The sequence below is a fragment of the Clostridium sp. DSM 17811 genome (assembly GCF_018861905.1).
Taxonomy (GTDB): domain Bacteria; phylum Bacillota; class Clostridia; order Clostridiales; family Clostridiaceae; genus Clostridium_AD; species Clostridium_AD frigoriphilum.
Genome location: NZ_JAHLDU010000001.1, coordinates 15,418 through 32,007 on the forward strand (window position 1 = coordinate 15,418; position 16,590 = coordinate 32,007).

Annotated in this window: 9 protein-coding genes; 1 reads left to right on the top strand and 8 read right to left on the bottom strand. The window is 33.9% G+C overall.

The features are described from left to right. Window positions 1-127 precede the first annotated feature (127 nt). The 7 genes from KPL44_RS00070 to KPL44_RS00100 all read right to left on the bottom strand — a co-directional run bounded on the left by KPL44_RS00070 (window position 128) and on the right by KPL44_RS00100 (window position 11,883). Window positions 128-286 (bottom strand): hypothetical protein, encoded by a 159-nt coding sequence (locus KPL44_RS00070; protein ID WP_216246301.1) that lies wholly within the window; start codon window positions 284-286, stop codon window positions 128-130. Window positions 287-632: 346 nt separating this feature from the next. Further along, the gene (locus tag KPL44_RS00075) at window positions 633-812 is read right to left on the bottom strand and encodes a hypothetical protein (RefSeq protein WP_216246302.1); all 180 of its coding nucleotides are present in this window, start codon (window positions 810-812) and stop codon (window positions 633-635) included. 34 nt (window positions 813-846) lie between these two features. Next, the gene (locus KPL44_RS00080) at window positions 847-1,401 is read right to left on the bottom strand and encodes a hypothetical protein (protein ID WP_216246303.1); all 555 of its coding nucleotides are present in this window, start codon (window positions 1,399-1,401) and stop codon (window positions 847-849) included. A gap of 515 nt (window positions 1,402-1,916) precedes the next feature. After that, on the bottom strand, window positions 1,917-5,612 hold the full coding sequence (locus KPL44_RS00085; RefSeq protein ID WP_216246304.1) for a beta strand repeat-containing protein: 3,696 nt from the start codon (window positions 5,610-5,612) through the stop codon (window positions 1,917-1,919). Window positions 5,613-5,777: 165 nt separating this feature from the next. Continuing rightward, window positions 5,778-9,386 carry a beta strand repeat-containing protein gene (locus KPL44_RS00090; protein ID WP_216246305.1) on the bottom strand — a complete coding sequence of 1,203 codons (3,609 nt, stop codon included), beginning with the start codon at window positions 9,384-9,386 and terminating at the stop codon, window positions 5,778-5,780. A gap of 89 nt (window positions 9,387-9,475) precedes the next feature. Then, window positions 9,476-10,774, bottom strand: coding sequence for a hypothetical protein (locus KPL44_RS00095; protein ID WP_216246306.1), 1,299 nt, complete (start codon window positions 10,772-10,774; stop codon window positions 9,476-9,478). Between the two features lie 749 nt (window positions 10,775-11,523). Beyond that, entirely contained in the window at window positions 11,524-11,883 is a 360-nt protein-coding gene (locus KPL44_RS00100) for a hypothetical protein (protein WP_216246307.1), read from the bottom strand. A 249-nt stretch (window positions 11,884-12,132) separates the two neighbouring features. On the opposite strand from KPL44_RS00100, the gene KPL44_RS00105 reads away from it, so the two are divergent. Next, window positions 12,133-12,837: a DUF4397 domain-containing protein gene (locus KPL44_RS00105; RefSeq protein ID WP_253201563.1), complete on the top strand. Its 705-nt coding sequence runs from the start codon at window positions 12,133-12,135 to the stop codon at window positions 12,835-12,837. An 85-nt stretch (window positions 12,838-12,922) separates the two neighbouring features. On the opposite strand, the gene KPL44_RS00110 is transcribed toward KPL44_RS00105, so the two are convergent. Continuing rightward, entirely contained in the window at window positions 12,923-16,549 is a 3,627-nt protein-coding gene (locus tag KPL44_RS00110; RefSeq protein ID WP_216246309.1) for a 5'-nucleotidase C-terminal domain-containing protein, read from the bottom strand. Window positions 16,550-16,590: the final 41 nt, after the last annotated feature.

Below are 16,590 nucleotides of genomic sequence, written 5' to 3' on the forward strand. Positions count from 1 at the left end.
GTTACAGGTATAAAAAATGCTTAAAACAGATTTTACTCCATCTTAAGCTTGTATATTTTTACTATATTAACATCTCTACCTACTATATATCCTATTTCCATCGTTTTTTATCCCTACTTACATCCTGTTATTTTCCAATAGTTAACCATTTAGTCTTATCATCTATTTTTTTTCCTATTATCCTTCCCTTTTCTCCAAACAAACCACCGATCTTCTCTGCTGCATCTTTTATTACAATGGGACCTATTTTTACAATTACACCTTGAGACATACCTTTTAAAGCCATAATAAAACCTCCAATGCTATTTTGTTTTTATTTTTCTACATTATTAACTTTTATAGAATAAAATATGCTTATTTCTATTTTTTGTAAAAATACTTTAGTTCTATTATTTTGTTATTGTACCATTTCACTGCATTATTTAGATTATGCCTTGAAAAATTGATTGTTGAAAGTGGCATAAAATGTTGATATGACTGGAAGGGCGATTTAGTTAGGAGCAACAGAATACTTTTGCAGTGAACAGAAAAGAAGAGAATCGCCACCGAAATGACAAATCCCTCCTCTTATATTTCATTTTCAGTTCACCACTATAGCAAGTATTTAATATTTTCTGTACATAGTAATTGATTTAAATCTTTATCGTATCTGAAGCAAAACTCTGCTTTGTAAGCACTTGTACTAAATCTAAATCCCTTTTTACATCTGCTATTGTAGTATAGTTCCTATTGCTTTTATATATAAATAAATCTAGTGCTTTTTTTCTTCTTTTTTGCCTTAAATTTATATAATCTACATCGTTATTTTCCATTATTGCATTGTCTATTTCTTCTGACGAGTTACTGTTATTTAGTGTCCATAAGCAATTGTGATTTTACTGCTTGCTCTAATGACTCCTTATCACAGTTTAATAATTCCATTAGTTTACTTCCTATGTAACTTTTTATGTTACTCAGTGCGTTTATTTCACCCATTATGGCATCCTTTAAGCTATTACTTGAAACAAATTTTATGTTTTTTTGGAGACTCTCTATTTGCTTTTTAATTTCTTTATATTTTTCCATGTTATCGTCTAAAGATTTAAAATCATAATCTACTTTGTTTAATAACTGCCCAAATTTATCATTATGTATTTTTATAAGCTTAACTTCTATCTGTTTTAGATTACTACTTTTACTGACTTCCATGTATTTGTTCATTAATGAAAATATATTCTCTATTTTTGTAATGCTATCTTCTTGATTTATATTATTTTCTAAACTCTGTTTTTCATTTACTTCTTTACAAAAATCAATAGTTACTACCTCCTCCTCTTTCATAGTATAGAATTGTGATATATCTATAGTTAAAGTATTATCGTATTGTAATGAATTTGTAGTTGTAAGATATCCTTGTGCCATATAATATTTCCTCCTAGTGTAGATAGTTTTTATACTTATTATATCATTATTTATATCATTAATAGATACTGTTTATTATTTGTTTGGTTCCTTGAAATTAGAATATATGGTATGGTTCATGGAAATGTAATTGTAGAAGTATTGTTTAGTGAATTATTTTTATAATTAAGCAAATCATAAAATAACATAAGTCATCATACCTAACTAAATAGATATAATGACTCATATTATTTAAAACATTAAATTTATATCCACAATATGTTTTGTGGTGTAGTCAGCGATGAGATCTGACTTTACTTAAGTTGTAACTGAAATGATTTTAAGTCGATGAGATATATTTTTATGAAATGTTATTCTCTAAAATTAGGATTAATTAATTTGAGAAGAGCAGTTCTAAAACTGCTCTTCTCTCATATTTGTTTTGATTGCTTAGTTGCCTTTACCAGCTCACCGTTTGCCTCTGAAAATTTTTACACTGGGGCATAGGAGATGACTGAAAGTAGGCTCCTTGCCACCTAGCTTATTGCTGCATATCCAACAGTAATTGTTAATATGTGACCTGCTCCACTTACAACATAAGTTGCTGAAGTAGATCCTGCTATTGTAATAGCTCCTGTTGCTGCTATTCCTGTGAATGTATGATTAGCATCTGCTGTTAATACAACTGTTGCTGCTGGTGTTGCTGCTACAAAGTTACCAGTTGCTGGTGTTGTCCAACTAATTGTTCCTGTGTAACCTGTTCCTGCTGCTATTGTAGTTGCTGGTGTTCCATCAACTGCTGGTGTAGCAACTAATATCGTTGATGGTGCAATTAGTGCTGCTGATACATTTACTGTATAAGTTGCTGTTACAGCTGTATTAGCAGTTGTTGCTGCTCTCGTAGCTGTAATTACAGTTGTTCCAGGTGCAAAAATTGTAACTTCGCCTGTTGTTGGATTAACTGTAGCTGTTGCTGGTGTTGCACTTGAATAAGTGATAGTTCCAGCTCCAATACCGCTAGCTGCATTTGTAAATGCTGAATCAGTTGCTAATTTAGCTACTGTTGCTCCACTTCCAAATACGATTGTTGATGGGGCTTGTGTTGCTACTACGATAACCCTATAGGCTGCATCTGTCTTAGTTATTTCAGGGTTTGCAATGTTAGTTACAGTGAACTCACCACTCCATGCTTTTGATGCAGGAGTATAAGTTGAACCTGGTGCAATTGTTACAACGTAAGCTGGGTCAACAGCTGCATTGGCTAATGCCAACATTGCTGATTCAACATCGGCTTGTGTGTTAGCTGTTCCAGAAGGTACTGTTGTTACTACTGCATTTGTAACGTTAGCAAGTTGTGCTGTTGCTCCTGTTACATCTACTGCTACAGCTACTGTTATAGATCTATATGTTGCATCTGTAATAGTGTTTGTATTTGTTACATCATTTGTTACTATTAACTTACCAGTCCATACTTTTGATACAGTACTATAAGTTGAACCAGCTGCAATTGTAACTGTGTAACCTGAACCAACTTTTGCTTGAGCTAATGTAGTAATTGCTGTTTCAACAGCAGCTTGAGCACCTGCACCTGTAGTATTTGTTCCGAAAGGAACTGTTGTTATTGCTGCATTAGTAACCTTAGCAAGTTCTGCTGTAGCTCCTGCTGTAGATGCTGCATTAACTACAGTAATTGTTCTGTATGCATCTGTAGTTGCATTTGCAGCTGTTGTGTTGTTAGTTACTATAAGCTTACCAGTCCAAGATTTTGATGCTGTACTATAAGTTGAACCTTCTGCTATTGTTACTGTATAAGCTTGGTCAACTGCTGCATTAGCTAATTTCAATATTGCTGCTTCAACAGCGACCTGAGTGTTAGCTGTTCCAGAAGGTAGTGTTGTTACTACTGCATTAGTAACCTTAGCAAGTTCTATTACTGAACCTGCTGCAGATGCTGCAGTAGCTACTGTGATTGTTCTATATGTTGCATCTGTAGTTGTGTTTGCACCAGTTATGATATTGGTTACTGTTAACTTACCAGTCCATAATTTTGAAGTAGTGCTATAAGATGAACCATCTGCTATTGTTACTGTATAAGCTGGGTCAACTGCTGCATTAGCTAAATTCACTATTGCTGCTTCAACAGCAATTTTAGTGTTAAGTGTTCCAGAAGGTACTGTTGTTACTACTGCATTAGTAATCTTAGCAAGCTCTGTTGTTGATCCTGCTGTAGATACTCCAGTAGCTACTACGACTGTTCTGTATCCTGCATCTGTAGTTGTGTTTGCAGCTGTTGTGTTGTTAGTTACTATAAGCTTACCAATCCATGTTTTTGATGCTGTGCTATAAGTTGAACCATCTGCGATTGTTACTGTATACGCTGGGTCAACTGCTGCATTAGCTAATTTTAATATTGCTGCTTCAACAGCAACTTGAGTGTTAGCTGTTCCAAAAGGTACTGTTGTTACTACTGCTGGAGTAACCAAAGCAAGTTGTGCAATAGCTCCTGCTGAAGATGCTGCAGTAGCTACTGTGATTGTTCTGTATGTTGCATCAGTAGTTGTGTTTGCAGGTGTTGCGATGTTATTTACTGTAAACTTACCAGTCCAAGATTTTGATTCTGTACTATAAGTTGAACCTGCTGCGATTGCTACATGGTATGTTGGATCAACTGCTGCTTGAGCTAATGTTGTCATTGCTGCTTCAACAGCTATTTGAGTGTTAGCTGTTCCATTAGGTACTGTTGTTACTTCTGCATTAGTAATCTTAGCAAGTTCTGTTGCTGATCCTGCTGCATCAGCTGCAGTAGCTACTGTAATTGTTCTGTATCCTGCATCTGTAGTTGTGTTTTCAGCTGTTGTGTTATTAGTTACTATAAGTTTACCAATCCATGATTTTGATGCTGTGCTATAAGTTGAACCATCTGCAATTGTTACTGTATAAGCTGGGTCAACTGCTGCATTAGCTAATTTTAATATTGCTGCTTCAACAGCAACTTGAGTGTTAGCTGTTCCAAAAGGTACTGTTGTTACTACTGCTGGAGTAACCAAAGCAAGTTGTGCAATAGCTCCTGCTGCAGATGCTGAAGTAGCCACTGTGATTGATCTAGCTGCTACGTCTGTAGTAACCGCAAGATTCGTATTATTAGTTACTATGAACTTACCTGTCCATACTTTTAATGTAGGACTATAAGTTGAATCTGCTTGGATTGATACAGTGTAACCTGTGTCAACTGCATGATTAGCTAATACAAGCATTGCTGCTTCAACACCAACTTGAGTGTTAGCTGTTCCAAAAGGTACTGTTGTTACTACTGCATTAGTAACCTTAGCAAGCTCTGATTTTATTGCACTAGTTACTGTTAATGTAGCTGAAACAGTTACATTGTTTGTGTTTACTACACCACTAGTTGCTGCTAAAGTTCCAGTAAATGTGAAGCTTCCTGCTACTGTTGCAGAAGCTACCTTGTCCCATGTTACAGCTATATCTTTAGTTGTACCATCAGATAATGTTGCTTTTACAGTTGTTGGTAATGTATAAGAATCACCTGTTGCTGCTGTAGCGTTAATAGCACTAACTGATGAAACTACTGGAAGAGCTGCTGCCTCTGTTAATACTTTAATTTGAGCTTCTACTGCTGTTAATGTATCAAGCTTTGTTACTAAAGCTTTTTGTGTATCTGTTAATGCTGTATAAGCTGTTTTTGCTGCTGTTACTGCTGCTGAGTCAGTTAATTTCAAATCAGCTACTGCTGGTAAAGCTGCTATTGTAGTATCTACTGCTGCTGCTTTTTCAGCATCTGTTGTAACAATTACTGGAGGTGTGTAAGTAGTTATATCCACTGTTGATGTAGCAACTTTATCTGTTGCAACTTTAACTGCAGCTGTTATACTTGCAGCATTAGCTGTAACATATGTTTTAATTGCTGTTGGATCAGTAAGGCTTACATTTCCAGCTAAAAGATATTTCGCAACTTCTGCTGATTGTGCAGTTAATTTAGCATTTGAATCAAAATATTTTCCACTAGCGTCTTCTATTAGGAATACATCTCCACCAGCATCTTTTAAATCTGCAATTAATGCTTTTATAGTTTCTGAAGAAGAGACAGCATAGATTTTTTTATTTGTAGTATTTATAATGTCCCCTGTTGCTGCATGAGCTAAGCTTGTACTACCTGCTGCAATTGCTAAAGCAAAAGAAGCCATTGCTATCTTTTTGTAAGTGTTACTTTTCATTATATTTCCCCCTTAAGATTAGACCGCTTTATTATTTATGCTCGTCAGACCATAAATTGTATCATGTGTACATTTTAAGTTACTTATAATTTTAAATATAGTCGTACTGTTACGCACGACTATATTAAAATGCTTATTTATTTACTTATTTATTTAACTATTTAACTATTGTGTAACTATAGATGCTGCAGCTCCTGTTTTAATTACCTTTGAACTTGCATCGATTATTTTGTAAGAATATGATCCTAACAAATCAGTTCCAAATCCTGTGATAGTAAATGTTCCATCTGCTGCAATTGCTCCAGTTTTAAGATCATTTCCCATTGTATCTCCAACTAATACAACTTTTAAACCAGTTAGATTAGTACCTGATACTTTACCATCTAATATTCCTAATCCTGGGTTAAATGTATAACCAGCATTTAAAGTAGCATCATTTGTTACTACTGGTGTATCTGTTAATACTTTAGTTGCAGTTGTTAATGCTGTATTTGCAGTTGCTAATTTTGTTGTTGCATCTGTTATAGTAGCTGTAACATTTGTTGCTACTGCTTTATCTAATTCAGTTTTAGCGTTTGTTACATCTGTGTAAACTGAAGCTGTAGCAAGTCCTTTTGCTGCTGTATAAGCAGTTTGTGCTGCTACTACTTTACCAGTTTCTGCAGTTGCTGCTGCTTTTGCATCTGTTAATGCTTTAGTTCCATCTGTTAATACTTTAGTTGCAGCTGTTAATGCTGTATTTGCATTTGCTAATGTTGTTGTTGCAGCTGTTATAGTAGCTGTAACATTTGTTGCTACTGCTTTATCTAATTCAGTTTTAGCATTTGTTACATCTGTATAAACTGAAGCTGTAGCAAGTCCAGTTGCTGCTGTATAAGCAGTTTGTGCTGCTACTACTTTACCAGTTTCTGCAGTTGCTGCTGCTTTTGCATCTGTTAATGCTTTATCTACTACTGGTGTACCAGCGAATACAATCTTAATTGTCTTATTAGGTCCACTTTGAGCAACACCAGTAACTGTAATGAAATCACCAGGTTGTGCAGTACCAGTTATTGTTCCATCAAGAGCAACTTTAAAATCTGATCCAGTTGCAAATTTAGTTTTAGTTATATCATTGACTGTTAAGAAAGTTGATAACTCCATACTATCTTGACCATATTGATCATTAGCTCCGATATAAACATTTTGTGTAGATGCTTTAGCTCCGTTTGGAAGGTATTGAGATAAAGAGTTTCCTAACATATCTGCATAACTATTACCAGCAGACTGAGTAAGAGTTATAGTATCGTTATCTTTTGAAATACCATTTACCTCTGTAGATACAGAAGCATATATTGAAGAAGCTACTGGGTCTACTGTTGAAGATGTAATATCTGCAGTTTTTACATATATAGTTTTATCAGCACCTTGAATACTTACTGTTAATTTAGTACTTGATCCAGTTTTTGCAGAATCTGCAAAGTCTAGTGCAACTACTTTAAGAGCATCATAAGCGCAAGATCCTGTTGCTGCAGGTCCTTTTGCAATTACAAAGTCTTTACTATCAACAGATGCAGCAATTATTGGGTTACCTGCTAACAATACTTTTGATCCGCTTGAAGTTGTACCATAAACTTTTGGGTTAGCTTTATAATCTATTTGTCTATCAGAAACTGTTTTAGTATTATGATCAATATCAGCATATATTGGCTTAGTTACTGCATCCAATACATAATCTTTGATATCTTTATTATCTAATACTGTGAATGTTTGTGATTGAGAATCAACTGGTGAAGCTATATCTGTTGCAGTTCTCAAAGTAATACCATCAGATTTATATCTATCAGTGTTATACAACTCAAATGTAATTGTTGCTGATCCTGCTACTCCTGCTTTAAGTGCAAGATATTTATTTCCTGTAGCTAATGAAGTAGCTGTTGTATCATTTTTGTCCTTATCTTGATAAGAAACGCCAACAACTGTTGGTGCAGAAGAAACTGCTTTAACATAATATTGACTTATTGTATTACTACTATCAGCACCTGTAGTCATATCAATTACTCTATCATATTGATCTTTAACAGAAAGTCCTTCTTTATCCCATCCAAAATCAACACGTTGAATTGCTGCATCAGTACCTTGTACAGCTTGCATAATAGTCTTATATTTTGAAGTATCTAAAGTTAATGTATCAGCCATAACTTTTTTCTGAACATTTACAGTTATAGTGCTATATTTACCTGTTGATGATGCTACTGAAGCTGTTATAGTTCTTTGTCCATCATTTGGATATCCGATACCTCTACCTGTATCTCCAACTTGATCTCCAATTCTTAATACAGCATCTCCATTAGCATCTTTAGACCAGAATGCACCTGAAATTGAAACATCTTTTGTAACTACATCTGCATATTTTGTTAATACTTTTCCATTTTGATCTAATGCTACAAATGGAATTATTTTGTCTTCTCCAGTAGCTATATTATAAGCAGGAACTTGTAACTGTATTGAATCTACTTTTGCTTCTCTTTTCATTATTACGTTAAGTATTGATGATTTTCCTGTATAAGTCATAGCATTAATTACTATTGGCATATCTATTGAATTAGTATCTGTTGCACTCTTAACTTGAACTTGAATAGCTGCTTTCTTTGAATCAATTGGATCATGTACAACTTTAGTTGTTATATAAGCATTTGTTCCAGTTAATTCATCAGTACCGTCAATTAATATTAGACCATTTTTTACTATATCGTAATCTGTTGTAGGGTTACCACTTACATCAGTTGCAGTATAAGTAAGATAGAATAAGCTTGAAGTATCTTGTGCTGTTAAAACTTTACCATCTTTATTTGTTATTGCTGAAATATTTATGTCACTTAATGTACCAACTTGTGAAGTTACAGCTAATGTAGCACTTTTGTTAACTCCAGTTGTTGTATCATAAGCACTTATTACAACTGTACTAAGTTGTAAAATATTCATATTTGCAGATGGTGTTACTGTAATTACGCCATCTTTTCCTGTTGCAGAACCTACTCCAGATTGGAATGTTAAACCGTTAGCAAGAGAAGAAGTTGTAATATCATTTCCATATTGATCTAATACTTGATAAGTTGCATATCCAACTCTATCAGCACTAGTACCACCCTTAGGTATATTACCAAGTCCTAATTTAGTTGAAGTTATATCAATTTTAGCAATTTTTTGTGAAGCTACATTTATAGTTGATGTTCCGAAATCTTTTCCGTCATTAACTACGTTAACTGTATAATCTGATGGTGGTAAATTTGATGCATTAGTTAATGTAGCTTCTGTTTTAGCAGTATTCCAAGTAGCTGTCATAGTTGAAACTACAGCTGATCCTTGTTTAACTGTAAATACAACTTTTGATGTATCAGCTACTGTACCATTAAATGTTGCTTTGAAGCTTTTAGCGTTAATAGCTGCTGTTGTTACTGATGTAGCTGCTGTAACAGTTGCATCTCCAGCACCAATTTGAGTTGTTCCTGTAGAATTTGTATAAGTTACTGCTGGTATAACGCTTGCATTTATTGATGCGCCTGTAAGATTGTCTATCCAATTACCATCGAAATTTTTAACATAAACTGTTCCACCTGCAACTACTGCAGCAGCGATTTCTGTTGCGTTAGCTGGGTCATTAGCATAAGCTAAGTCATAAGCTTTAGTTCCTATTACCACTGTACCATCAGCCATTGCTGCGAATGCTGAGAAAGATGTTGATCCTGCTATCATTAAGGCAGCAAGAGCTGTGCTTGTAATTTTCTTGTTCATATAAATATACCTCCGATTAATTTTAGTTTGTTTTTTTATTGGCAACCCTTAATTAATTTTAATTAAGGGTTAATTCCTTTTGAAAGTTATTAGTTTGCTGCTGTTAAAACTACATCACTTGTTCCAACTATTGTTCCAGCTGCATTTGTTAATTTAATTGTAACTGTATCTCCAACTGATTTAGCTGGGAATAATGTAGTAGACGCTCCTAAATTAGCTATTGTTGATAATTTACTTGCACCACTAAATACTTGGTATTGAGTTGCTCCTGCTTGACTTGAAGTAGCAGTTATTACTGCTCCAAAGGTTGCAGATTTTACTGTAGCTGAAATTGTTGCTGTTCCTGGTACTACTACTACAGGTGCAACATCAATTGTTCCAGATTGTCCTAATTTTACATCTATTGCTTTAATTTCATTGTTACTTGCATCAAGTAATTTAACTGTTACTGCATCTCCTGCAACTTTAGCTGGGAATACTGTTGTAGCTGTTCCTAATGCTGATTTAGCTGTTAAGTTGCTTGTACCAGTAACTATTTGATATTGTGTAGCTTTTGGGAAAGCTTTAAGGCCATCAGCTGTCATAGTTACGTTTCCAACTGCTCCAAATGTTGCTGCTTTGATTGTAGTATCAAATATTGTTGTTGATGAATTTGTTACTTTTACCATTACTGTTTTCCAGCCTTCATATCCTTTTTTAGCCCATGTTGTTGATTTTGCTGTGTTAACATGTGCAATAAGCATATAAGTTCCTGGTGTTTTAAATGTCATTGAAGGAGTTGCAGAATAATCTGCTGGTCCGTTTAACCATGTTCCTGTTGCTGTATCCATTGCGAATAATTGATAAAGGTATGGTCCAGCGATTCCGCCTATTTGGCTTATTCCGTTGAATTTAGCTGTTAAGCCAGTAACTGCAACGTCTGCTGCTCCATTTGTATATACTCTGTTGTTATCATCTTTGCTTACGCAATTAAGTCCTGCTACATAATAACTATCAAAGTTACCAGTTGCATTTGATTTAACTCCAGTTTTTCCTGCTGTTTTAACCCATATTGAAACTTTATATTTTCCTAATGTTAATGCTTTTGATGCTGGTAACACATAAGGTGTTTTAGAATTTACTGCAGCTGTGTATCCAGTTGTTAGCTCAGTCCATTTACCAGCTTCGTTTCCAATAAATGCTCTGTATTGAACATCTCCTGAAAATTTTGCAGCAGTTACTGTAAATGTTTCAGTGTCCCCAACCACTAGTGGTGAATGTTCTATACCTGCGTAGTTAATTGTTGGTGTTGCTACTGTTGCTGCGTTTGCTGTAACATTTGTTAAAGATCCAACTGTTACAAATAATGCTACTAAAGACATACTTAGTATTTTTTTAATCTTTATCATGTATTTTGTCCCCTCCCATATTGTTATATGTTTTTATAATTTTGAAAATAAAAACCTAATTATTATTGTAGTCTTTTTATAAAGAATACAATTTGTTCTTCTTTAACTACACCCCCTAGGGAGCTATTTTTTTTGTTACTATAAAACAACCTAAATTTGTTTTAAAGTAACATAGTAATTAAAGACTTTAATTTGCATGTAACCATTTTCTTGAATTTCTAATTTCTTATCAAAACATCGAATGCAGTATAATATTCTGATAATTTGAACCTATTTACACAAAATTTACGATATTTATATTATATAACACTTTTGGTTAAATCTCAATATGTTAAATTAAATTTAACATGTTTACTTTATTCTTCACATATTTCATATTTCTTCACACATTTCATAAATTTTCATATTATTCATGTGTTTTCATATAATTCATGTATTTTCATTGGTTACACTTATATAACGTTTATGGTTATATTTTAGTTGCAAGTTTTAAGAGTTATTTTACATTATTTAAATTTTATAAATAAATTTAGTATAAATAACTCATTTATAATTTAGATTGGTTGATATCTTTTTACATTCTTTTCACTTATATAACGCTTGTCCCTCTACTTTAGTTGCACTTTTCAAAATTCTTTTTAATATTATATAAAACTTAAACATATAAACTAGAATATATTCTTTATTTAATATAGATAACTTACTTGATATAAGCGCTTTTATATGTTTATTATAGTATTCATGATTTATTACAACTTATTTTCTACTTTTTCTTTAGATACTTCATTTTGGTTTTTATTTGCCTTCTCAAAATTAATTACCTTACCCTCATTCTTGTAAACTACAGCTGGTATAGCACTCACATTGATAATCTCTCCTGTAACATTTTCTATCCAATTTCCATCATAATCTTTAACATAAACTGCTCCGCCTGCGACTATCATTTTAGAAATTTCTTCCTCATTGTTTGCGTCATTAGCATAAGCTAAATCAAAAGCCTTGTTTCCTATTACAACCGTACCATTTGGCAATGCATCAACCGTTGCTAATGTTGTAGCTTTCGCCATCATTAAATCAGTGTCAACTGAACTTGTAATTTTATTATTCATATAATTGCCTCCCATCACTCGTAAGTTTTACTTCCGTGTAGGTTTTACTTACGTGTAAGTTTTATCTCTGCTGTATTTTTAATCTTTCCACACTGTATAACGGTTCTCCTTGTAATATAGTTGCACTTTCTTAAAAGTTTTTTGTTAAACTATGAAATAATACTTTAAGTGGCTATTTAACAATTTAGTAACCTTATATGATATTGCTTCATATATTAGTATAGTAAAAATGTTTGAAGGGAGCCTTTTATGTTTTATTGTCCAAAAAATTATAATGATCCGTATTCTTTATATAGAGATAACCTTTTTTATAGGGATAACTCTCTATATAGGGTTGCGACCATGAATTCGTATATCAGAGTTCTTCATTCTTCCCCTAATTCCCCCGCTGTTGATGTGTATATTAATGATATATTAAAGTTCAGAAATCTTACGTATGGTACTTTTACAGATTATGTGGAGGTTATATCCGGTGATTACAATATAAAATTGTATCCTGCTGGCACTAAAATCACACCTGTACTTAATAAGAATATTTTTATCCCGAAAGAAAAGATTTATACGGTCGCAGCAATTGGGACTTTGCCAAACATTGATTTGCTCTTAGTTTTAGAACCTAAAGTTAATAATCCTTCTAATAATGCTTATATTAAATTTGCTCACTTATCACCCAATGCAGGAGCTGTTGATGTGACTCTCCCGGATGGTAAAATTCTTTTTAAGAACGTTAAATACAAAGAATCTACTGATTATATAGAAGTTCCACCTGGAACCTATACATTAGAAGTTAGACCTACAGGTACTCAAACTATTGCTTTATATGTCCCAAACGTAAGATTAAAATCTCAACGTTTTTATACTGTATATGCTATAGGACTTGCAGGCGGTCACCCAGGCCTTCAAGCTTTGATTCCACTAGACGGTAGTTCTTATTTAGATTTTAGGGAAGACTAACCAAAAAGACAAGCGAATATTCGCTTGTCTTTTTTGGTGCTACCTAGTGCCACCCACGTGGCAAGTGGCATGTCGGATTATTTTATTATGATGCTAGAGATTTTACTCTTATTAAATCTGAATAAGCACTATATACCTTAACTCCTTTTACTATCTTATATGATCTTATACTATAGTAATAGTTTTTATTTGAAGTAAGACCAATACTATTATACTTTGTAATCTTTGGAGCTGATATTAATACGTATGGACCGGCACTTGCTGTTGCTCTGTAAACCCCATACCCATTTGCCCCGGTTACTTTATCCCAGCTAATACTAATACTATTTTTTGATGGTACTAGTTTTATTGCTGTTGGTACATCAATAATATTAGTTGAAGCATCTTGCTGAACCTTAGTTGTTGATATTTTCCAATTATTTGATAAAGTAGGTGTTATCGTCCCTTTATCTTGAACGTATTTGAACATAATGTTTCTAATCTGTCCATCATCTCCTAGTACTTTTGCTGAATCATAGAAAGTCGCGTCTATTGTAGCTTTACTTCCAGGTGTAAATCCAGCAGCTGCCATAAACCCACCGCCACCATTATATCTATAATTGTTAACCGCTACCTTTAAAACCTGCGAATCCTTAACTAGTACTCCATTAATTTTTAAATTTTTTATTCTACTACCACTGGTTACTTTTCCTTTTGAATCTACGGTGCAAGCTTTTTGTGTTAAGTCAATATCATACGTTGCTCCATATAATTGGTCAAGATTATAATCTGCAATATTAAGTACTGAGTCTTTTACTATTGGATCAGTGGATTTTGCTACTTGTGCATAATATCTTACTGACCATTCAAGCCAATCTTTAAGCTGGCTACCCGTCATTTTTAATCCAAACAAGTAGTTTTCAAAAACATAAACTCCCATAATATCTTGCCTTTTAACATCGCCCTTTGGTACTTTTGCAGATAAGCTTAATGGCGCTGCTATTGAAAGCGATGTACCTGCTGCATTTGCTTGCACTTTATTTACAAGTTCCATTATTGTTGAAGGCTCCGTTAATTGTTTTTCTCCTTCATATAATGCTGTTGATTTTCCTATCACTGTATTTGTATATTTAAGTGTAGCATCTTGGTATGGCTTTGCGATTGCAAGTATTTTAGGATCAGGAGTTGTAGTCGCAGGCATGGTAACATCATATGCATCTACCCCTACATAATTACCCTTAGCGTCAATATTAAGATCTATCTGACTAAAGATTCCATCACCATTCTTTGGTTCAACTACAGGTATTACTTTTCCCTCTGGATTTGTAAATGAATAAGTTTTACCAGTATGCGTGTGTCCACAAAGAATTGCATCAATTCCTGATACTTGCTGTGCTACCGCATCTGTTTGATTCTCTGGAATTGTATCGCTGGCTCCCTTTATTCCACTATGAATTGATGCTATTACAACATCTGCTCCAGCTGCTTTTATTATTGGAACCCATTTTTGTGCCTCTATTACCAAGTCGTTAAAGTGAAGACCTGCATAATGAGTTGGATCTTCCCAACTTGCTATAGTTTTAGTAGTAAGTCCTAGTACTGCGACTTTTGTTGTTTTACCATTTACAGTGAATGACTTCATTATATAAGGCTTAACATAATTTGAATCATCCGATTTATAAGTGTTAGCTGATAATACTGCTATCTTTTCTTTATTTGCATCGCCTATAATTCTATTAAGAGTTGTTAACCCATAGTTAAATTCATGGTTACCAAGTGTCCATGTGTCATATCCCATAGCTCCCATTACCTTCATCATTGGATACTCAGATGTAGTATCTATCATGTCATAATAATATGATAGAGGTGTTCCTTGAATTGTATCGCCAGCATCTATTAACATTGTATTTGGATTAATAGCCCTGACACTTTTAACATATGTTGAAACCTTCGCAAGTCCTACATTTGCCGCAAGTCCTGTATTATAATCTAGTGGGTATATTGCTCCATGTACATCTGATGTTCCTATTATTGATATTTTACTAATTACATTATCTATTCTATTGTTCATTATGGCTGAAATTTTGCCATTAGCACGAACATCATCATTTAAAGCATCTCGAACTGTGTAATGAGAATCTACTAAAGTAGCTTTTATAGTAGGATTCACGAATCCAGTAAAGCTGTCTCCACCTGTTGCTACGAAATCAGGTGCATTGACTTTAATTATATCTGTATCTTTTACAATACTGCCGTCACTTTCTCTCACTATGTTTTGTACCCTTTTTCCTAATACTTCTGGTGAAATCGTTCCATCAGTCGCTACTTTAGCTGATACGTATGATTGTTTTGAAGAATCATAGGTGAATTTAACTCCAGAAATTTGTATACCTACTCCATCAGTTTTAACCGCTTGCTCAAATATATATTTAAGCTGTGCTCCGGTCATTGTCGTAGTACAAATAGTGTTATCAAAAGGCATAATATTAAATATTGTTCCAACAGTTACATTCCCCTGTGCAATTGGGCTTAATCTTATACCTCCGTTATTTACTATTCCCACTTCTGCTTTCGATTTTGAGTAGTTTTTCACAACGTCTGCCATCCAATTCCCAAGTTGTGACTCGCCATAAGGTGAATCAACTTGATCTTTAGTTAAAGCAGTATCATCCTTTCCAATCACTTCATTAAATGTTGGTAATAATGCTGCACTTGCATCATCAACAATCTTCTTAGCTGTAAGGTCTATTGCGGAAGTTTCCGTTACCGTAATCGGATTCCAATTTGTACCTTTTGGTGAGAAAGCTATGATTTTTTTATCATTCCCTACAGTGATTTTCAAATCAATATAACCTTTACCCACTGATGATGCTGTTAATGTAGGAACATCCTTATTATCAGCATCCTTGTTTACAACATCCCCAATAGTATGTGTATGTCCACCAAATACTGCATCTACTCCATGTAATTTATTAACTGTAGCATTAAGTGATTCACCACCATCATGGACATCTAATAATACAATATCTGCCAAGCCATTATCTCTTATACTTTTAGCTTCCTTATTAGTTTCTGTAGCTACATCCTTAAAATCATAAGGAGCTACTCTTGATGGCATAATTATATTTGGGGCATCTTGAAGTATTGCTCCTATTACTGCTATCCGAACTCCGTCTTTAGTAATTATCTTGTATGGTGCATAAGGTCTCTCACTTGTGCCTTTTTTGTACATATTAGCACAAACAATACTGTAACTTGCGCCAATCATTGTTTTATCTATAGCATCAAGTCCCCAATCAAATTCATGGTTACCAAGGGCCGTAACTTCCATTCCCATGTCTGAAAACACCTTTTGAACAGGAAGTCCACGAAGCACATTAGATACTGGAGTTCCTTGGTACAAATCTCCTCCTCCAATGACGAGTGTTCTATCAGGATTTGTAGCTTTTACGTCTTTAACTATTTTAGACAATGCTGCGCCTACGGGTTTTTTATTAGTTGAATCTAAAAGTTGACCATGAAAATCTGTAATATCTACTATATCAAATATTTTATTTGTAGTTGCTGTTACCGCTGTTGATTTTGATCCTGTTGTTGTTACCGTCTCTGCCGTTGATGTTATTATGGGATCTGCCTTTACATTTCGGGCTCCCAAAAGCCCATTAAAATTAAATAGGACTAATGTTAATGTTATTACTAAACTAAGTAATTTTTGATGATTCTTTTTATGCATTTAAATTCCCCCCTTAAGTAAATTTTTGACATTTCATTACA

Excerpts from the sequence above, each read along its gene's own strand:
- KPL44_RS00070 (WP_216246301.1), bottom strand. The coding sequence starts at position 286 with ATGGCTTTAAAAGGTATGTCTCAAGGTGTAATTGTAAAAATAGGTCCC.
- KPL44_RS00075 (WP_216246302.1), bottom strand. The coding sequence starts at position 812 with ATGGAAAATAACGATGTAGATTATATAAATTTAAGGCAAAAAAGAAGA.
- KPL44_RS00080 (WP_216246303.1), bottom strand. The coding sequence starts at position 1,401 with ATGGCACAAGGATATCTTACAACTACAAATTCATTACAATACGATAAT.
- KPL44_RS00085 (WP_216246304.1), bottom strand. The coding sequence starts at position 5,612 with ATGAAAAGTAACACTTACAAAAAGATAGCAATGGCTTCTTTTGCTTTA.
- KPL44_RS00090 (WP_216246305.1), bottom strand. The coding sequence starts at position 9,386 with ATGAACAAGAAAATTACAAGCACAGCTCTTGCTGCCTTAATGATAGCA.
- KPL44_RS00095 (WP_216246306.1), bottom strand. The coding sequence starts at position 10,774 with ATGATAAAGATTAAAAAAATACTAAGTATGTCTTTAGTAGCATTATTT.
- KPL44_RS00100 (WP_216246307.1), bottom strand. The coding sequence starts at position 11,883 with ATGAATAATAAAATTACAAGTTCAGTTGACACTGATTTAATGATGGCG.
- KPL44_RS00105 (WP_253201563.1), top strand. The coding sequence starts at position 12,133 with ATGTTTTATTGTCCAAAAAATTATAATGATCCGTATTCTTTATATAGA.
- KPL44_RS00110 (WP_216246309.1), bottom strand. The coding sequence starts at position 16,549 with ATGCATAAAAAGAATCATCAAAAATTACTTAGTTTAGTAATAACATTA.